16 protein-coding genes are annotated in these 20184 nt (G+C 42.5%); all 16 read right to left on the bottom strand.

Going from position 1 to position 20184, the window contains the following annotated elements:
• Positions 1-163: 163 nt before the first annotated feature.
• Positions 164-1654 (bottom strand): glucose-6-phosphate dehydrogenase, encoded by a 1491-nt coding sequence (gene zwf, locus ACLJJ6_RS03310; RefSeq protein WP_412990021.1) that lies wholly within the window; start codon positions 1652-1654, stop codon positions 164-166.
• Between the two features lie 123 nt (positions 1655-1777).
• Positions 1778-2194 carry a preprotein translocase subunit YajC gene (gene yajC, locus ACLJJ6_RS03305; protein WP_412990421.1) on the bottom strand — a complete coding sequence of 139 codons (417 nt, stop codon included), beginning with the start codon at positions 2192-2194 and terminating at the stop codon, positions 1778-1780.
• A 59-nt stretch (positions 2195-2253) separates the two neighbouring features.
• Positions 2254-3396, bottom strand: coding sequence for a tRNA guanosine(34) transglycosylase Tgt (tgt, locus tag ACLJJ6_RS03300; protein ID WP_412990020.1), 1143 nt, complete (start codon positions 3394-3396; stop codon positions 2254-2256).
• A gap of 22 nt (positions 3397-3418) precedes the next feature.
• Entirely contained in the window at positions 3419-4453 is a 1035-nt protein-coding gene (gene queA / locus ACLJJ6_RS03295) for a tRNA preQ1(34) S-adenosylmethionine ribosyltransferase-isomerase QueA (protein ID WP_412990019.1), read from the bottom strand.
• 11 nt (positions 4454-4464) lie between these two features.
• The gene (gene ruvB / locus ACLJJ6_RS03290) at positions 4465-5487 is read right to left on the bottom strand and encodes a Holliday junction branch migration DNA helicase RuvB (RefSeq protein ID WP_412990018.1); all 1023 of its coding nucleotides are present in this window, start codon (positions 5485-5487) and stop codon (positions 4465-4467) included.
• 15 nt (positions 5488-5502) lie between these two features.
• Positions 5503-6096: a Holliday junction branch migration protein RuvA gene (gene ruvA / locus ACLJJ6_RS03285; protein WP_412990017.1), complete on the bottom strand. Its 594-nt coding sequence runs from the start codon at positions 6094-6096 to the stop codon at positions 5503-5505.
• Positions 6097-6162: 66 nt separating this feature from the next.
• Positions 6163-8112 (bottom strand): DNA mismatch repair endonuclease MutL, encoded by a 1950-nt coding sequence (gene mutL / locus ACLJJ6_RS03280; RefSeq protein WP_412990016.1) that lies wholly within the window; start codon positions 8110-8112, stop codon positions 6163-6165.
• A 14-nt stretch (positions 8113-8126) separates the two neighbouring features.
• Positions 8127-10787 carry a DNA mismatch repair protein MutS gene (mutS, locus tag ACLJJ6_RS03275; RefSeq protein ID WP_412990015.1) on the bottom strand — a complete coding sequence of 887 codons (2661 nt, stop codon included), beginning with the start codon at positions 10785-10787 and terminating at the stop codon, positions 8127-8129.
• A 246-nt stretch (positions 10788-11033) separates the two neighbouring features.
• Complete coding sequence (gene rny, locus ACLJJ6_RS03270) at positions 11034-12593, bottom strand: ribonuclease Y (RefSeq protein WP_412990014.1); 1560 nt, start codon at positions 12591-12593, stop codon at positions 11034-11036.
• A gap of 215 nt (positions 12594-12808) precedes the next feature.
• On the bottom strand, positions 12809-13867 hold the full coding sequence (recA, locus tag ACLJJ6_RS03265) for a recombinase RecA (protein WP_412990013.1): 1059 nt from the start codon (positions 13865-13867) through the stop codon (positions 12809-12811).
• Positions 13868-13958: 91 nt separating this feature from the next.
• Positions 13959-15167 carry a competence/damage-inducible protein A gene (locus tag ACLJJ6_RS03260; RefSeq protein WP_412990012.1) on the bottom strand — a complete coding sequence of 403 codons (1209 nt, stop codon included), beginning with the start codon at positions 15165-15167 and terminating at the stop codon, positions 13959-13961.
• Between the two features lie 125 nt (positions 15168-15292).
• A complete protein-coding gene (gene pgsA / locus ACLJJ6_RS03255; protein WP_412990011.1) occupies positions 15293-15877 on the bottom strand; it encodes a CDP-diacylglycerol--glycerol-3-phosphate 3-phosphatidyltransferase in 585 nt (194 codons plus the stop codon).
• Positions 15878-15892: 15 nt separating this feature from the next.
• A complete protein-coding gene (locus ACLJJ6_RS03250) occupies positions 15893-16774 on the bottom strand; it encodes a helix-turn-helix domain-containing protein (protein ID WP_412990010.1) in 882 nt (293 codons plus the stop codon).
• A gap of 72 nt (positions 16775-16846) precedes the next feature.
• A complete protein-coding gene (ymfI, locus tag ACLJJ6_RS03245; RefSeq protein WP_412990009.1) occupies positions 16847-17572 on the bottom strand; it encodes an elongation factor P 5-aminopentanone reductase in 726 nt (241 codons plus the stop codon).
• Positions 17569-18873: an EF-P 5-aminopentanol modification-associated protein YfmH gene (yfmH, locus tag ACLJJ6_RS03240; RefSeq protein WP_412990008.1), complete on the bottom strand. Its 1305-nt coding sequence runs from the start codon at positions 18871-18873 to the stop codon at positions 17569-17571. The genes ymfI and yfmH overlap by 4 nt, the downstream gene beginning before the upstream one ends.
• The gene (gene yfmF, locus ACLJJ6_RS03235; RefSeq protein WP_412990007.1) at positions 18866-20137 is read right to left on the bottom strand and encodes an EF-P 5-aminopentanol modification-associated protein YfmF; all 1272 of its coding nucleotides are present in this window, start codon (positions 20135-20137) and stop codon (positions 18866-18868) included. The genes yfmH and yfmF overlap by 8 nt, the downstream gene beginning before the upstream one ends.
• Positions 20138-20184: the final 47 nt, after the last annotated feature.

Raw genomic sequence — 20184 nt, 5'->3', positions numbered from 1 at the left:
AATCTCCCAACCTCTTCCGGTCTCCGAACTTTAATCGCCGAAACCACGAAAAAAAGTTAACTGCCCTGCTTGACGACGCAAACCAAATGAGTCAAAAACCGCATCATTTGGCTTGGGTTGTTATACTCGAAGTTAAACCCCTTTTCCCACTCTTCGCCGTTGATTATCTGTTTGGATTATAAACCCATGTACGGTGGTCGCGAGCCAACAATTCATTTGCTGCCTGGGGTCCCATCGTACCACTTACATAATTCGGAAATTCAGCTTCTTCGCTGTCCCAAGTCTGGCGAATCACATCTACAATTCGCCAAGCTTGAGCAACCTCATGCCAGTGCGCAAAATTGGTTCGATTACCATCTAACGCATCATGAATCAGCTTCTCATAAGCCTCAGGTACTTTCGCTTTTTCCGCTGCTGACTTATGATACTCTAAATGAATCGGCATAGTTCCGTAGCTTTGGTTACCATTCTTAACATTTAAATCAAACCGGTAGCCTTGATCAGGCTCAATATAAAGGGTCAGCACGTTTTGCAAAAGCTTGGCATCAGCATCCGCTACTGACTTAAAAATGTTTTGATCCACATTTTTAAAAACCACATTAATTTGAGTCGATTTTTGGGCAAGCCGTTTGCCAGTTCGCACGTAAATCGGTACTCCGGCAAGACTTTCATTTGTAGTTACCAGTTTGCCGGCTACAAAAGTCTCAATTTGTGACTGAGCATCGGTTCCCTCTTCATTTCGATACGCCTGTTGTTCCTGATCCGCATCCTCACCATACTGACCACGCACGAAATTTTGGCGGGCTTCCTCTTCGGAATAAATTTTAATATTCTGAAGTGCCTCCACTTTGCGATCTCGGAGTTCCCCAGCAGTGTATGCACGAGGGCGTTCCATCGTGAGTAACGAAATGATCTGCAGAATATGATTCTGGACCATATCCCGCAAAGCACCAGCGGTCTCATAATAACCGGCCCGTTCTTCTACACCTAACGATTCAGCCAAGGTAATCTGAATATTATCGATATGTTCTTTGTTCCACAGTGAAGCGATCACTTGGTTGCCAAATCTAAGCGCCGCAATACTTTGAATGGCTTCTTTACCTAAGTAATGGTCAATGCGATAAATTTGATCTTCTGAAAATGCAGCCGAAATTGCATCATTAAGTTCCTTAGCCGTCTTTAAGTCGCGACCAAAAGGTTTTTCAATAATCAAACGGTTAAACCCATGGTCTGTAATTAACTTTTCGGACTTTAAGTGAGCTGCAATCGTCCCAAAGAACCGGGGAGCCATAGCCAAATAATAAATGCGGTTACCCTTTAATTCGTACTTTTCATCTAATTTGTCCGCGAGTTTTCTAAGCGCGACATAATGTTCTGTATCATTAACATTGTGTGACTGATAATAGAAATGACTGGCAAATTTCCGTACAAGCTCACTGTTTGTTCGATCTGCTTCATGACCATCGTCTGCAATGGCGTTCATCACGACTTCATGATAATGGTCGTTAGTCCAAGGACGTCGTGCCGTCCCAATGACAGCAAAATTATCTTTCAAATACCCCTTTTCATATAAACGGAATAATGAAGGATACAATTTGCGATAAGCTAAATCGCCTGTTCCTCCAAAAATAATAAATAACGCTTGCTGTGTCATAACGACTTGCCTCTCTTTCGCAATATCTGTTCTTTCCAATTATGATGCTTTCTTCTTAAATACACAACTTTTTTCCCTTAAAAAAAATTTGAAACCGCGAAGTTTCAAATTTTAGTGACACTTTTATTCTTTTGTTGAATTTTCATCATCTGGATTAACTGATGCTTCAGATGATGCGGCAGAATCTGTAGCAGAAGCTTGCTCCTCAGCTGCGGTTGAATCCGTATCTGTAGTTGCGGTTTGAACGGCTTCGACATGATCAACATGCATGATAGCTGTGCGATCAAAAACCAAGTAAATTCCGTCACAGTCTAAAGTAACTGTTTTAGCATCGGCATCAATTGAATCTACAACCCCGTGTAAGCGACCAATTGTTACAACCTTATCGCCAACCTGCAATTTACTCATCATTTCTTGATGCTTTTGCTGTTGCTTCTTTTGTGGCCGAATCATCATAAAATACATTAATCCGAAAATTAAAACGATAAAAATAATGCTTCCATAGCTTCCGAAAGCTGAACTTGTTGCTAATAACAATATAAACACCTCATTTTCTTTATCTTAACTGTATCAAATATTACCTCGTACTTCCAGCTAAATTAAAAATTCTTTGCATTTGGCTGGTTATACCCATATTCTTCAAAAAAAGCTGCCCGAAACTCTAGTAAATTATCATCCTGAATGGCCTGGCGGACCTGCTTCATCAAATGAACCAAAAAATAAGTATTATGAATACTGGTTAATCGCAGCCCAAAGGTTTCATCAGTTTTCATTAAATGACGAACATAGGCACGTGTAAAGTTACGGCAAGTATAGCAGTCACAATGATCGTCAATCGGTGTAAAATCGCGCGCATACTTCGCATTTTTGACAACCAAGCGCCCATGAGAGGTCATACAAGTGCCATTTCGTGCAATCCGGGTAGGCAATACGCAGTCGAACATGTCAACACCGCGGATGACCCCATCAATCAAGGAATCTGGGGAACCAACTCCCATCAGATATCGCGGCTTCGTTTCAGGAAGCATGGGCGTTGTAAACTCTAGCACCCGGTTCATTTCATCCTTAGACTCACCTACAGATAAGCCACCAATCGAATAACCAGGGAAGTCCAGACTCACCAAATCGCGGGCGCTTTGTTCCCGCAAGTCTTTGTATCCAGCCCCCTGAACAATTCCAAACAGAGCTTGCCAACTTGGGTTTTGGTGGGCTTTCAATCCGCGTTCTGCCCAGCGGCTCGTCCGCTCAACGGAATGTTTCACGTAATCATAACTTTCAAAGAATGGTGGACACTCATCTAAACTCATCATGATATCGGGTCCCAAATCATTTTCAATTTGAATTGCCTTTTCAGGACTCAAAAACATCTTGGCCCCACTAATTTCGTTTTGAAAATGAACACCCTCTTCGGTAATATCACGTAGTTTAGCTAGTGAAAATACTTGAAAGCCACCCGAATCGGTCAAAATACCCTTTTTCCAGTTCATAAATTTGTGGAGACCGCCGGCTTCTTTGACAATGTCTTCTCCCGGTCGCACCCATAAATGGTAAGTGTTTGACAAAATAATGTCAGCTCCGATCGCCTCTAGTTCTTCTGGCGACATGGCTTTCACTGTTGCTTGCGTTCCTACTGGCATAAAAATGGGGGTGGGAAAGGTGCCATGCGGTGTTTCAATCTCACCTAACCGTGCCCCAGTATGCTTCTCAGTCTTAATCAAATGATACTTTATTGCTGGTTCCACAGAAATTCTCCGTTTCTATCTTTTATTTAATGAACATCGCATCGCCAAAACTAAAGAAGCGATATTTTTCATCAATGGCATGTTGATAAGCATTCAAAATCATGTCGCGCCCAGTAAATGCCGCAACTAACATTACCAAAGTGGATTTTGGTAGATGAAAATTAGTAATAAACGCATCAACTACTTTCCATTCGTAGCCAGGCTTAATAAAAATATCTGTCCAGCCACTATCCGCCTTAATTTCACCATTAAATTTTGTACCGACAGTTTCTAAAGTTCGAATTGAGGTTGTGCCCGTTGCAATAATGCGGCCGCCATTTTTGCGAACTTCATTCAACGTAGCAGCGGCTTCTTCACTTAAGCGATAGAATTCACTATGCATTTTATGATCTTCAATATTTTTTTCATCTACCGGTCGGAAAGTGCCGAGGCCGACGTGAAGCGTCAAATAAACTAATTTAACTCCTTTATCTTCAACCTTTTGTAAAAGTTCTTTTGTCCAGTGCAATCCAGCGGTAGGAGCGGCTGCACTGCCACTCTCGCGAGCATAAACCGTTTGGTAACGCTCGGGATCATCCAATTTTTCTTTGATATAAGGTGGCAGTGGTGTTTCGCCTAATTTTTCTAAAATTTCCATAAAAATGCCGTCATAATGGAATTCAATTTCACGACCGCCATGTTCGAGTTCTTTGACCACGGTTGCTTTCAGTAAGCCATCACCAAAATCAATCACAGTCCCCACTTTAGCCCGTTTAGCCGGTTTAACAAGTGTTTCCCACTGGTCACCACTATCATTATGTAGCAGAAGCACTTCCAAATGCGCACCGGTTTCTTCCTTGATACCATAAATTCTTGCTGGCATGACACGTGAATCGTTCATGACCACAGCATCGCCAGGCTGTAATTCATCCAAAATATCATAAAAATGTTTGTCTGCTAAACTGCCGGTTTTGTGGTCCAAAACCAGTAAACGGGATTCATCCCGTTCTTTAATTGGTGTTTGAGCAATCAGCTCGTGCGGTAAATTATAATCAAAATCATCAACTGTGAGTGTCATAATTTTTCTCCTTAATTTTTTGATTGATTAGGGTCAATCCCCAGATGTTCATAGCCTTTTACAGTCACCACACGGCCGCGTGGTGTTCGATTCAAGTAGCCGATCTGCATCAAATACGGTTCATAAACCTCGGCCACCGTTTCTGCTTCTTCACCAATATTAGCGGCAATGGTCCCTAAGCCGACCGGTCCGCCATTGTAATAAGTGATCATCGTTTTTAAAATTTTATTATCAATTTCATCTAGACCTTGCTTATCGACTCTTAAAAACTGAAGCGCCTGCGAAACAATTTCTTCATCAATAGTTGTTTTTTCGGAAACCTCCATAAAATCACGAATTCGTTTTAGCAAACGATTGGCGATCCGCGGTGTTCCCCGCGAACGGCTCGCAATCTCGTGGGCTCCTTCAGGTGTAATCTCCGTACTAAAAATATCGGCAGAGCGTTGCACAATTTCGGTCAAGTCTTCAATTGAATAGTAGCTCATGTGTGCATCAATGCCAAAGCGGTCCCGTAACGGTGCGGAAAGTAACCCCGCCCTGGTTGTCGCTCCAATCAAGGTAAACGGCGGTAACGGAAAGTGAATCGGATGCGCTGTGGGACCTTGACCAACGACAATGTCGACAAAGAAGTCTTCCATCGCTGAGTACAGCATCTCTTCCACAATTTTGGGTAATCGATGAACTTCATCAATAAAAAGAATATCCCCCGGTTGCAACTCATTGAGAAGTGCCACCAGGTCACCAGGCTTTTCGATTGCTGGGCCACTAGTTGTGCGGATATGAACCCCCATTTCGTTTGCAATTACCATTGCTAGGGTTGTTTTTCCCAAACCGGGCGGGCCATATAAGAGCACGTGATCCAAAGATTCTTCACGCTGCTTAGTTGCCTTAATGTAAACGGATAATGCGTGTTTCACACGCTCCTGCCCAATATACTGAGCTAAGGTCGTTGGTCGCAAAGATTTTTCAATCGAAGCTTCCTGATCATCCTCATTTTTTCCTGATACTAATCGATTTTCGTCGGCTTCGTTCACCCATTTCACCTTCTATCACTTTTTCATTAATAATTTCAAACCCCAACTCAAATACTGGTCGGTACTCATATCGGTTTGCTTTTCCAGCGTTGGCTTGATTTTAGCCACATCTTTTGTTGTATATCCTAACGCAGCCAAGGCATCCAGGGCATCAGCTAAAGCCTGATTAGCGGTTGGTTCGACCACAGCTTGTGCGGGTTCAGCTGTGAGAAGAGCCATTTTTCCTTTTAAATCTAAAATAATTTGCTGAGCTGCCTTAGGACCAATCTTAGGGAATTTTTTCAAGTAAGCGACGTCATCATGATTGATGGCATTTACTAGTCCCGAATGATCTTCACTTGCTAAAATTGCCAGGGCACTTTTAGGTCCAATCCCTTTAACCAGTAACAGTTTCTCAAACAGCTCTTTATCTTCGGCATCGTAAAGGCCGTACAAACTGATGCCACTGTCCGAAACAGCTTCGTGAACAAAAATTTTCACTTGCTGTTTTGGATCAACGTGGTACCGATAAGGATTGCCGACAAAGAGTTTATAGCCAATTCCATTTACCTCAAGAACTAAAAATTCTGGTGTGATCTGCGTCACGTAGCCAATTAAATATTCATACATTCAAATTCTCTCCAGTGTCTAAACTAAACATACGTTTGCTTTTACCATTGTACCATAAACAAATCACTATTCTTGCTCTTCTAAAGGTTGATGTGGATCCTGGATCCGTTTAAACATTTTTTTCATATCCGAATTTGAAAAATGAACGAGAACCGGGCGACCATGGGGACAATTAAAAGGATTTTCCGTTTGAGCCAGATCCTTCAGCAATTGTCGCGCTTGCTTATCATCCAGATGATGATTCGCTTTAATGGCCCGTTTGCAACTCATCATGATGGCGGTCTTTTCTCGGAATTTGGCAACCGTCATGCGGCTGTCATTTAAGACATAATCAATCATCTCGCGAATCGTATCTTCCTCTTGCCCCGCTTTAAACCACGTAGGATGTTGATGGATTACAAAACTGTTAGGGCCAAAAGCCTCTAGATGAAGCCCACAACTTGCTAAAACGTCTTCTTTTTCTTGAATTCGCAGCACGTCACTGGTCGCATAATCTAAAACGATGGGGACCAGCAAATTCTGTTCATCTGCGGACACCTCTCCAATTTTTTGGCGGTAGTACTCATAATTAATCCGTTCCTGGGCAGCGTGTTGGTCCAGGATATAAAGCCCATCTTCCGATTCCGCAAATAAAAAGGTGCCATGCATCTGGCCCACATACTGTAAATTTGGAAAACGCGCTTGGTTCTCGGTCGTTTTGGTATCTGGTGGTAAAGAAACCGCCTGTGCTGGTGTTTCGCCAAAAGGCCGGGGCTGATTTTCACCTTGATATTTTTGGGAAAAGCTCTGTAATTGGGAATTCTCCAGCTCTTTTTTATGCTTAATCACAATTGGCTTCTTGCCATTTGCGGGTAAAGCACTAAATAAGTTCTTAGCTTGACCAGTTTGCTGCTCGCCGGATGACTGTCTAGATTGGTCGTCATTTTTGGTCTCAGTGTATTTCACGGAAGCTTCATTCAAATTAAATTGAAGTTGATCCGTATTTAATTTTTGCTTTGTTTGCAAGTTTTTGACTGCAGAAGGAATTAAATTTTCTTTAGACAACACCTTAAAAATAGTTGTGGTAATTAATTTTTGCAGCTGACTCTCTTGGCTAATGCGAACCTCTTGTTTAGCAGGATGCACGTTCACATCCACTAATAAAGGATCCATTTTAACGTTGACAACAGCCACTGGATAACGCCCCACCATTAATTTTGAACCGTAGCCCTCAATAATCGCCTTTGTAATTTGAAAGTTTTTCACGTACCGACCATTTAATAATACCGAAATGTATTGCCGTGATGCCCGCGTAAATTCCGGTAAACTCGTGTAGCCAGAAATTTCAAAATCAACGTCTGCCCCATGGAATGAAACCATTTTGCGAGCGTTTTGAACGCCATAGATACCGGCAATCACTTGTTGTAAACTGCCTCGCCCAGAAGTTCTTAACAATTCACGACCGTCGTGGCTCAGTGTAAATGCGATATTAGGATAGCTCAATGCTAATCGATTCACGATATCTGTAATGTTAGCCAACTCGGTTTGCGGTGATTTCATATATTTTAAACGAGCGGGGGTGTTATAAAAGAGGTCCTTGACACTAATATCAGTCCCTTTTCTGAGAGCCGCGGGTAACTGTTCAAGTTGCACGCCGCCCTTAATGTGAATTTGGGTGCCCGTTTGTTGACCAGTTGATGTCTGTAAAATCACATCGGCAACCGAAGCAATACTGGGAAGCGCCTCGCCTCGAAACCCTAACGATCGCACTTTAAACAAGTCTTCACGTGTCGTAATCTTACTCGTTGCGTGCCGTTGAAACGCCATTGCAACGTCCTCATTTTCGATCCCGTCCCCATTATCCACAATCTCAATGGACTTGAGTCCGGCTTGTTCAACTAATATGTCAATCTGGGTACTGTGGGCGTCAATCGCATTTTCAACTAATTCTTTTACCACCGATGCCGGCCGTTCTACCACTTCACCCGCTGCAATTTGATCGGCAAGAACATCCGAAAGTTCATGTATTTTTGCCATATTATCTCAGCTTTCTATTTATTTCCTAACTTTTTTTGCCATTTATATAATTGATTCATAACGTCCATCGGCGTCATCGCCATTAAATTTGTTTGCCGAATTTGCGCTAAAACTTCTTCGCCTTGAGGATCAGCTGGCTCCGTTCCAAACAGCGCAAGTTGCTCATCGACTGTCTCTGCCTGTTTAGGCTCTGATTGCTTATGTTCTTCCTGCGGTAACTTTTCTTGTGCTTGGGGCGCTGACGAGGAAACCGCCTCATTTTGCCTTCCGACCACCGCATCTGTATCTTCATTTTGCACTTCAAGCTGTTTCAAAATTTTATCTGCCCTACTTAAAAGCTCATCCGGCATCCCCGCCAGCTTAGCAACATGAATCCCATAGGACTTGTCGGCGGGACCGTCTTCCATTTTGTGCAGAAAGACAAGATCCCCATCTTTTTCCACGGCACCGACATGAACGTTCTTTAATTTAGCCAACGTTTGATCTAAAACCGTCAGTTCATGATAGTGGGTGGAGAACAACGTTTTGGCATGCACATGATTATGCACAAACTCAATAATTGCTTGGGCTAAAGCCATGCCATCATAAGTTGCCGTCCCCCGGCCAATTTCATCAAATAAAATCAAACTTTGTGGGGTCGCGTTTTGAATCGCCCGATTGGCCTCCTGCATTTCCACCATAAACGTACTCTGCCCAGAAATGAGGTCGTCCGCGGCCCCTATCCGGGTAAAAATTTGATCAAAGATCGGTAATGTGGCTGAGTCGGCAGGCACAAAACATCCCATCTGCGCTAAAACAACCGTTAACGCCAGCTGACGCATATAAGTACTCTTCCCTGACATGTTCGGTCCGGTAATAAGAAGAATATCCGTGTCCTTTGGCATCTTAACGTCATTAGGTACATAGCTTTGACGACCCATAACTTTCTCAACTACCGGATGGCGGCCACCCACAATGTCAATACTGTGTGCTTTCGTTAAGGTTGGTTTAACAAAGTGATAATTCTCACTAACAACCGCAAAACTTTGTAAAACGTCTAAAGTCGCTACTTGTTTTGCTAATTTTTGGAGTCGCTCAATAACCTGCTTAATTTGTTCCCGAATTTTTGAAAACAACTCATATTCCAATGTTGTGGATTTTTCTTCGGCTTCCAAAATCAAACTTTCTTTTTCTTTTAGTGCCGGTGTAATAAAGCGTTCCGCATTGGTCAACGTCTGTTTCCGATCGTAGCGCCCTTCCGGTACGGCACTTAAATTAGCCTTCGTAATTTCAATATAATAACCAAAAACCTTATTATAACCCACCTTGAGATTCTTAATGCCCGTTGCCTGCCGCTCAGATGCTTCCAACTCCGCCATCCACTTTTTGCCATTGGTCATGGCGTCTCTGTACTGATCAAGTTGTTTATCATAACCATCCTTGATTACATTTCCTTCGGTTACGGAAATAGGGGGCTCATCCACGATTGCACGCTCAATCAAATCGGCAATATCATCAACGGGATCTAACTTAGCAAGCATTTCACCAAAAACCTTACTATCCAAATCAGCCAAAACATGCTGGATTTTTGGAATTTGGCGTAATGAAGTTTTTAACTGAATTAAATCGCGGCCATTGACGTTGCCAAAGGCCACCCTTCCTGCTAACCGCTCCAAGTCATAGACTTTCACTAATTCCTCTTGTAAATTACTACGCTCAAAGTAATGGTCGAGTAATTCACCAACTTTTATCTGCCGATCTTCAATTGCCTTTTTTTGAATGAGCGGCCGATCTAACCACTGTTTTAAAAGGCGCCCACCCATGGCCGTCCTGGTTTCATCCAACAACCATAGTAGCGTGCCCTGTTTTTTCCCGGAACGAATAGAACGTGTCAGCTCTAAGTTATACTTAGAATAGTGATCCATGCGTAAAAAGTAAGCGGGTTCATAGGCAATTGCCTTCTGTAAATGCGCTAAACTGCGTTTTTGAGTCACTGTAATATAAGTGAGGAGGTTCTCAACTGTCGCTTTTTCAAGCGTATCCGTCAATTCCTGGGTTAGATAACTGAGTTCAGCTTTAGTTTCTACCCGATCTTGGTGCGAAACCATGATATTCAATTTTTTAAATTGCTCTTGGGTGGCTGCGTCAATCGTTGGGTCCACCACAATCTCTTTAGATTGTAAATTGACCACTTCGTTAATTACGGCTTCTATTGTGGCTAGGTGGCTTGTTTTAAGCTCGCCAGTTGAAAGATCGGTGTACGCAAATCCAAACTGGTGTGTCTGTGCTTCTTGCGTTAAGGCCGTCAGATAATTATTTGACTTAGCTTCATTCACATTGGAATCTGTAACTGTTCCTGGGGTGATCAACTGAATCACTTCTCGTTTGACCATTCCCTTGGCCAGCCTTGGATCCTCCATCTGTTCACAAATGGCCACTTTATATCCTTTTTCAATTAAGATATCAATGTAGTTTTGAACCGCGTGGTGCGGCATTCCACACATAGGGATGGGATCAACGGCGTTATGGCTTCGAGAAGTAAGCGTCAATTCCAAAATTTGGGCTCCTTTAATGGCATCATCATAAAAAAGCTCGTAAAAATCTCCAATTCGATAAAATAAAAAGGCATCTGGATAATCTTTTTTAATCGCCATATATTGTTGCATCATTGGCGTATCGCTTGTTTTTTGTGGCACATTCTCTCCTACTTTCTACTTCTCTAGCATTCAGTTCAAAAATGGAACTTTCCGTTTTATTTTAACATTTTACATTTAGAGTTCCTACTGCCGGAAACCGACTTTTAATGCGCTCTTCGCACTTTAAATTTAGGCGGTGACTTTAGAACAGATGACAGGGGGTTAAAATACAATCTTAATTTTTGCTATGTTCAAAAACAAAAAAGTTTGGAAAGTTGCTTTCCAAACTTTTTATCAAAATCCCTTTTATTTTGCGTAATTTACTGCTCGTACTTCGCGGATAACTGTCACTTTGACCTTACCAGAATATTCAAGTTGCTTTTCAATCGCACTGCGAATATCATGCGTTAAAGTCGTAGCCTGTAAATCAGATACCTTGGAAGGTTTTACGATCACGCGAATCTCACGCCCCGCTTGAATCGCATAACTCTTCTTAACACCCTTAAAGCTGTTGGCTAAGTTTTCCAACTTTTCGAGTCGATGAATGTAGTTTTCTAATGAATCGCTCCGTGCACCTGGACGCGCTGCTGAAATCGAATCGGCAGCTGCCACCAAGACAGAAGTAACATACTCTGCACCCACATCACCATGATGAGATGCAATCGCATTGATAACTACGGGACTCTCCTTGTACTTCTTAGCAAATTCCACACCGATCGCCACATGAGAACTCTCAACTTCATGGTCGACCGCTTTTCCAATATCGTGTAATAATCCTGCGCGTTTAGCTAAAGTAACATCCTCACCTAATTCTGCTGCTAATATACCAGTTAACTTAGCAACTTCAATTGAATGATCTAAAACATTTTGGCCATAACTGGTCCGGAACTTCAAACGTCCAACCAACTTAATTAATTCAGGATTCATAGAATGAATACCAAGGTCAAAAATAGTCTGCTCACCAACTTCACGAATCTTATCGTCCATGTCTTTGCGAGCCTTTTCGACCATTTCTTCAATTCGAGCCGGATGAATCCGGCCGTCCTGAATTAAACGCTCTAATGCCATTTTGGCAATTTCACGGCGGATGGGGTCAAAACCACTTAAAACCACTGCTTCTGGCGTGTCATCAATAATCAGATCAATGCCGGTTAGGGTCTCTAAAGTACGTATATTCCGTCCCTCACGGCCAATAATACGACCCTTCATATCGTCACTTGGAAGACTGACAACTGTAACAGTTGACTCTGTCGCAACATCTGCTGCACTGCGTTCGATAGCCTGCGCAATTAAGTCCTTGGCTACCTTTTTCGCATCTGCTTGCTCCTTTTCTTCACTTTCCCGAATCATTTTAGCTCGTTCATCGGCAAGTCCCTCGCGCACTTCGTTCAAAATAAGTGTTTGAGCATCTTCTTGTGACATTGCTGCCACTCGTTCTAGTTCTTCGGTACGTTTTGTAACTAATGAGGATGCTTCTTGTTGTTGTTCGTCAATCCGTTTTTGTTCGGAACTTAATTTTTCTTCTTTGCGTTCCAAACTATCTTCACGTTTTTCGAAAGCATTATCTTTATGATCCAACGCCTCTTCCCGCTGTAACAAACGTTCCTCTTGCTTTTGAGCCTCTGCTCGTCTTTGCTTAAGTTCGTTTTCCACTTGGGTTCGGTAGCGGTGACTTTCGTCTTTGGCTTCCAAAAGAGCTTCTCTTTTTTCAGTTGCCGCTTGTTTCTTGGCATTTTCTAAAATACCACTAGCTGTATCCTGCGCATCACGTACATTTTTCTCTTGCACAACCTTATGTACGCAATACCCAATGACATAGCCAACAACAATAGCGATGATTGCGAGGATTATATTGAAAACAGGCATGTTTCCACCTCCGAATCATCAATAGTTGGTTAACTTCTAACCGATTTTTATGATGTTATTTTGATTATTCACACAATACTTAGTTTAGCATTCTCAAGGCGGTTTAATCAAGTTATCTCATCATTTATATTTCCAAAAAGTCGCCGTTTATAAAAATAACCTCTACGTTCTAAAAATGAAAAATCATCTTGACCGCAAAGGTTACTTCTTAACTTTTAGTTTTTGTCCGAAACGTCCAAATCCAGCTCAGATGGATCTTCGGTTGCTTCAGCAGCGGATTCAGGATCCATGTTGTATGCTGCCCGTACTTTTTTATAGATTTCCTCACGTTTTTCTGGATTATCGACAAGGTATTGTTTAGCATTTTCACGTCCCTGGCCAATTCTTTCATCCCCATATGAATACCAAGAACCACTCTTGTTGACGATATCTTTTTCCACTGCCATATCAATAATTTCGCCAGTTTGAGAGATACCTTTGCCATACATAATATCAACCTCAGCCCGCTTAAATGGTGGTGCAACCTTATTCTTAACAACTTTGATGCGGACCCGGTTACCAATAATATCAGTGCCATCTTTAATCTGTTCCGCACGACGAACTTCAAGGCGAATCGTTGAATAGAATTTTAGTGCCCGGCCACCTGGTGTTGTTTCTGGGTTACCAAACATCACACCGACTTTTTCACGAATTTGATTAATGAAAATCGCGATCGTCTTGGTTTTGTTAATTGAACCTGATAATTTTCGTAGGGCTTGTGACATAAGTCGTGCTTGTAACCCGACGTGGGCATCGCCCATTTCGCCTTCAATTTCAGCACGCGGAACTAATGCCGCTACGGAGTCAACGACAACTAAATCAACGGCACCACTGGAAACCAGTGCATCTGTAATTTCAAGTCCTTCTTCACCAGTATCTGGTTGTGAAAGAAGTAAGTCATCAATGTTGACGCCTAAATGTTCAGCATAAACAGGATCGAGTGCGTTTTCAGCATCGATATAAGCAGCTGTGCCACCTTCTTTTTGAACCTGGGCCACAGCGTGTAAAGCCACCGTTGTTTTACCTGAACTTTCAGGACCATAAACTTCAACAATTCTCCCACGTGGATATCCACCAACTCCGAGCGCATCATCTAGTGCTAAGGAGCCCGTTGAAATTGTTGAAATCTGGGTATCCGCAGCTTCCCCCATGCGCATAATCGAGCCTTTACCAAAGTTCTTTTCAATTTTTTTTAAGGCAGCATTTAAAGCTGCTTTTCGTTGTTCATCAGCCAAATTCTTTCCTCCTATTTACGGGAATCACTAACAGTCATAATAATACTTATATTTCACCAAAAAAGCAAGCAAAAACGAACAAAAGTTCGCATTACTTCAAAACCCGATTGATTAAACTTAGGGCATCCATCACAAGGCGTTGCTTAGTAAACGACCGGATTGTTGAAAATGTCACAAGCTGGGTGGTTACTTGCTGTTGTCGATCACTTAACGCCAGCCAGACGTGCCCAATTTTCTCACCGGTGGTGGTATTTTCTACGGTTGGCAAAGCAATTGCAATCGCCCAATCGCTTCGGGTTTTGGTTTGGATTTGTTTTGCCAGGGCAATGGTTTCTTCTTTAGAAGTCAAATTTTTCTGGGGTGTACTGGTTAATTTGGTAACTACTTGGCCGCCGCTTAAGATCGTGTCGTCTGGACGAGCATTACTTAGGTCCGCAGCCAACAATCCTGCTGTGTACCCCTCAATCGTACTAATTGTTAACTTTCTTTCCTGAAGTTTTCGTGTAACCACCTTTGCCAACGAATTATCTTCACCATACCCATAAAAGTAAGCCCCCGCGATTTTTTGAATTTGCGCTTCTAGCCCATCCAAAAGTCGCTGTGCTTCCATTTCGTTGGCAGCTTTGGCCGTTAGCCGGAGGGTCACTTCATTCGTTTTGGCATAGGGGGCCACCGTTGGATTCGTTTGATTCACAATCAACGCACTGAGATCGGTAGTCAGTTGTGATTCCCCAATTCCAAAAAAACGTAACACTCGCGAACGTAACAATTGATCATTAAAATAAGTCCGCTGCAGCAAGGGCACAACCTGTTCCGAAACCATGGGTTCAAACTCGCTGGGCGGTCCCGGTAACAAGAGAAAATCTGGCCCTTGGGCTTGCTGATAGAAAATTCCCACCGCAAAACCAGTTCGGTTAGTGAGTGCCCGGGAATCTTTAAAATACATGGCTTGGATGCGGTTATTCGCCGTCATCGTGCGATTAGTTTCGGCATAGTAACGTTCAATCTTAGCCATTGCCTTGGGATCAATTACCAACTCCTCATGCACATACTTTGCTACTGTTTGTTTCGTGAGGTCATCTTTGGTGGGACCTAAACCACCGGACAGAATGACCAGATCACTTCGCTTGGCAGCTATTTCGATCGTCGCTTGTAAACGTTCAGGGTTATCGCCGACAGTTGATTGAAAATAAGTTTCAATCCCCAAATTAGCTAACTCACGCGCAATAAACGGTGTGTTCGTGTCAGTAATTTCACCAAGTAAGATTTCTGTACCAACTGCAATTAATTCTGCTTTCAAAATTTACCTCCTAAATTTAAGTACGCTTTTTAATAACCCATTTTTTTAAACAATAGAATTGTGCCGACATTTTTAGCTATCGCGATTAAAAAAAGAGCCTGGTTATCACCAAACTCATCTTTGTTCTATTTGAAACCGTCTGAAAAGACATCGCGATTGCGCACAAAGTAATCAATTCCCGAATAAATTGTAAAGAATAAGCAAATATACAGCATAATCGAGGCCATTGGAATATGAAGCGCCTCAAAACAGACGTTATTCAAAATGAGTAAGATAATCGCTAACATTTGTGAGGTCGTTTTTATTTTTCCCGGCATTGCCGCAGCCATCACCTGACCATTGTTTTCAACAATTAGGAGTCGCAAACCAGTCACTGCCAGTTCACGACACACAATAATAGCGATCACCCAAGCAGGCGCTTTGCCCAATGAAACTAAAATAATGAAAGCTGACATAACGAGCATTTTATCTGCTAGCGGATCCGCGAACTTACCAAAATTAGTAACTAAATGTTGGCGTCGCGCAATTTTACCATCTGCCAAATCCGTTAAAGAAGCAACCGCAAAAATAATTGCGGCAATTAACTTTGTGACTGAAAATGAGGTCCCAAACCAGGTGAGTGTCCCCCATGTGTAAGGGATTACCATAACGATGATAAAAATGGGAATCAGAATAATACGAAAAACTGTTAGCTTGTTAGGTAAATTCACTGTGTCTCCTCCTGCTTATTTTTCAATGTTCAATGTAATTGTTTTGGTCTGCGTCGTATCATTTTCAGGATTGAAGTCAAAGCTCTTGCCGTTAACAGTAATCGTCGTTTGCGGCGCGTTTCCCATGGTGATAACCACCTTGGAAACACTTTTAGCAATCTGCTCTGTGTGTGATGCTCCTGCTTGCAAGGTTGCTGCCCAACTCTGTGTCCCGTCACTCGTTACCGAAATCCACGCGTTACTTGTTCCTGCTTTAAAAGTGAGCTTACTGCCGGAACTAGGTGCATTTTTGAGTGTATAGGTTGTCGTTGAGCTGCCCACCCTTGTAATTGACTGGGTTTTCTTGTCTGAAGAAGCCGAGCTAGAAGAAGAACTTGAGCTTGATTCTTTTTTCTTTGAGGAACTGACCGTGTCTGTCACACTTACCCGGTCTTTATTTAAGTTTGGTTGGGTCGCATTACTAGACTGACTCATTCCCCAAATCGTACCTAATACTGCCACAACAACGATGACAACAATAATAGTTGGCAGGTACGTGGTATATTTGCCGTACCGGCGCGAAAATTCGCTTTGCCGAGCGACCTGCTGATGTTGTGTCGTCCGCGACGGTAATTTTTCTTGGGCAAAAGTCGCCCGCCTGGTTTTCTCATCACCTTCAGGCTGTAAGATGCCTGCCAGTAACTCATGCGCATTTAGCCCAACCACAGCCGCGTATTGACTTACAAATGATTTCACGTAGTAATCTCCCGGCAAATCATTCATTTGGCCGGCTTCGATTGCCATCAGATAGCGCTTCTGGATCTTGGTCTTTTCTTGAATATAATCAATTGTAAAACCTTGATCCAAACGAGCCTCTTGCAGTCGTTTGCCAATCTCCTTATTTTGTCTTTCACTCATCACTTTTCACCCACTATCAATTTAATCCGCTACTAGTATAGCATACTCGCAGCCATTTTCTGCCTGTCTGTGCTATTTCAACCAGCCGCCATCCACATAAATAGTTTGGCCTGTTAAATAACTGGCAGATTTGCTCGTCAAATCAGCAATCCAAAAAGCAATTTCACTTGGTTGTGCAAATCGGCCGATCGGAATTTCTGCTGCAATTTGTTGATGATCCGCTTTTGAAAATACCCGATTCATTTGGGTATCAACCGCCCCCGGTGCCACTACATTGACGGTAATCCCGAGGGTGCCCACTTCTCTGGCATAGGCATTGGCAAAGGCACTTTGTGCGCCTTTGATTGTACTATAACCGACTTCCATGGCACTACCGACCGCGCCGTATACCGAACCCACAAAAACAATCCGGCCGCGCCCGCTTCGTGCCAGTTTAGGCTGCAACTGCTTAATAATTTCGATTGGAACGGCAATTTGCATCATCCACATTTCTTGTAATTGCTGGCTGGTTGTCTCGGTAAGTAATTGATAGTCAGTCGTCCCCTGGGCAAAAATAACGGCATCAACTTCAAAAATTGTCTGGAGGAATTCAGTCAACCCGGTGTTATTTCGCATATCATAAGAAACACTTAAAAATTCCTGCTGCGGATAAGCAGCGTTAAACCGAGCTAGCAGTTCTTGAATGCTAGTCTGATTTTGATGGTAATGTAAATAAAGGGACCATCCTTTGGCCGCTAATTCTGTTGCAACAGCCGCACCAATATCACCAGAGGCACCTAATATTAAGGCATGTTTCACGATTTAGCCTCCTCTTTGGGTTGGATAACGAACGTACTAAGTGCACGTAAATCAATTAATTTTTCGGCTACCTGACACAAATCTGTAAGTGTCACATTTTCATAAATTTCAGCTTGATCAAAAATTGTCGTTTGCCCGAATAAGTCACCCTCATAACTGTTGGCGATCGCTTCAATGGCATCCATTCTTTGCAGCAAACGCCCCAACATTTCTCTTTTGGCAAGGGTGAATTCACGTTCAAGTGTGGGCAAAGTTACCCGGGCGTGTTTCAAAACAGTCTGAATCGCTTGTTTAAAATCTTGCGGTCGGTTCGTATCGCTGCTCCAGCTCACATAGTGAAAGGAACGGGATAAGTCGAACTCATAGGAGAACGTATCATCAATAATCCCCTTATTATAGGCCTGCAAGTACCATTCGGAGGATTCACCAAATAAGAGATATAACAGCAAATTCACTTTAATCTGATAGGCTAGACCAGCTCGCCCATCAGGAATCGTGTCCAAACCCTTTAAACCAATAATTGCTTTGGGACGATTGACTGCCAAACGAATTTCTTTATGCGCCGTTATCTCCTGTAAAGATGCCTCCGTAGCAATTTTTACTTGCGGCTGCTTAAATTCCGAAAATGACTTTTGAGCCTGATTTTCTTCAATCCAACTTAGCGTTTCCTCTGGATTAAGATTGCCAACAACAAATAAATCCATGTTTTGGGGATGATAAAACGTGCGGTAGGCCAGATACAAATCTTGGGCCTGAATCTGCTGGATTGTGTCAATGGTACCCGCAATATCAACATGAACCGGATGTTTAGGATAGAGGTTATTTAACAATCCCATGTACAGCTGCCAATCGGGATCGTCATCATACATTTGGATTTCTTGTCCAATGATGCCCTTTTCTTTTTCAACAGATGCTTCCGTAAAATAGGGTTCTTGAACAAAATCCAATAAAATCTCTAAATTTTTTCGAATATTTTGAGTGGCCGAAAACAGATAACTCGTTTTGGTAAAGCTCGTAAACGCATTTGAGTCAGCACCGTAGCGACCAAACAATTCAAACGCATCATACCCCTTTTGATCAAAGAGCTTGTGTTCCAAAAAATGGGCAATTCCGGCTGGCTGGGTCACGTAGCTACTTTGGCCTTGAGGGATAAAAGTGCGATCAATAGCTCCAAAATGCGTGGTAAAAATTGCATAAGTCTTATGAAACCCTTGCTTAGGCAACAAATTGACGCGCAGCCCGTTGGCTAATGTTTGTGTATAACATGTTTCTTGAAATTGTTGATATTCTCGCTTATGCATTTTCTTCCCCCTCTGCGCTCAAAAAGTAAACCGCCTGCAAACGAACTTTTTTGGCCACAGCCATAATTTCTTCGCGTGTAACCTTTTGAATAGCATTTATCCACTGATCCGCGGTAACCGCACTTTTGACTAAGTTATTGGTTAAAGCACGGGCTGTATAGGTCCGTTCGGTATCTAAAGAGGCAATATAATTAGAAACCAACCCCGCCTTGATCTGGGCTACATTCTCATCTGTAAATTCTCCGCGCTCGATGTCCGTCAGTTGCTGCTCAATTATTTTTAGGACACGCGCTTTATCTGCCGTATTAATGCCAGTTTGGACTACCATTAATCCATTAAAAACATCAATATTACTTGACGCGTAGTAGGCCAAACTTGCCTTTTCACGGACATTCAAAAAGAGCTTGGATAATGGGGAACCGCCGAAAAGCGCATTGAATGTAATACCGGCGTAGTAAGCCGCATTACGAAAATCTGTCGGAAAATCATACGCCAAATTCAGTTTTGCTTGAACAACTGGCTGGGTTTCCGTCTGGACGCGCATAACACGTTGATCGTGTTGCACCTTTTTGATGTCAATTTTTTCAATCGCACGTGCCGCTAATGGCCAATGACTTAACTGGGCTTGCACCTCTGCTAATGTTACCTGCCCAACCACAAAGATCTCGACAGCATCCGTGGCTAGCATCTGCTGATAATAAGCCAATAAATCCCGATTTTTGATCTGTGCAATCGTGTCAGCTTCCCCAAAAGCAGGAATTTTTTGAACTTCATTTTGATCAAAATACAATTGCTGTAATTTTAAAGCTGCATAGGTTTGTTTATCGTCCGCTAGCGCTTGAATATAGGTCACTAAGTTAGCCTGTTGACGCTTAAACGTGGCTGAATCAAATTGCTGCTGATCTAAAAGCGGCTTAAAAATCATTTCTTTTAAAAACGCTAGTCCCTGAGTGAGGAGCGCACCTTGTGTATTAAGATAATGGTCGTTGGCAATCGCGAGTGAAAAAGTGACATCATGAATCTGCTGCTTACGCATGATACTGGTGCCAAATCCTGCCCCGTACAAATTGGATAACTCTTCAGAAACTAACCTTTGATTGGGAAACTTTTGTGAACTCGTTTCTAAAATATTTGCCAATAAGGAACGATAACTTGTTTGTTCCTGCGTGGCTTTTTCTAAAAAATGCACTGAAATTTGGGTATTTTTAAATTGGGAGACAGGAACCACCGTAAGCCTAACTCCCGGTTTTAGTTGTACTTGCACGAACTTACCTCATCATTAAATTATTTTATAATTCTTTTTGCCGCTCA

This window comes from Pediococcus siamensis (assembly GCF_047220215.1).
GTDB classification, from domain to species: Bacteria; Bacillota; Bacilli; order Lactobacillales; family Lactobacillaceae; genus Pediococcus; species Pediococcus siamensis.
The sequence above is the reverse complement of the archived record's forward strand: the minus strand, read 5'-3'. Positions and strand labels throughout refer to the sequence as shown.

Bases quoted from the DNA above. Each gene is read 5' to 3' on its own strand.
- ACLJJ6_RS03250 (WP_412990010.1), bottom strand. From the start codon at position 16,774: ATGAGTGAAAGACAAAATAAGGAGATTGGCAAACGACTGCAAGAGGCT.
- rny (WP_412990014.1), bottom strand. From the start codon at position 12,593: ATGCCTGTTTTCAATATAATCCTCGCAATCATCGCTATTGTTGTTGGC.
- ruvA (WP_412990017.1), bottom strand. From the start codon at position 6,096: ATGTATGAATATTTAATTGGCTACGTGACGCAGATCACACCAGAATTT.
- zwf (WP_412990021.1), bottom strand. From the start codon at position 1,654: ATGACACAGCAAGCGTTATTTATTATTTTTGGAGGAACAGGCGATTTA.
- yfmH (WP_412990008.1), bottom strand. From the start codon at position 18,873: ATGCATAAGCGAGAATATCAACAATTTCAAGAAACATGTTATACACAA.
- queA (WP_412990019.1), bottom strand. From the start codon at position 4,453: ATGACACTCACAGTTGATGATTTTGATTATAATTTACCGCACGAGCTG.
- mutL (WP_412990016.1), bottom strand. From the start codon at position 8,112: ATGGCAAAAATACATGAACTTTCGGATGTTCTTGCCGATCAAATTGCA.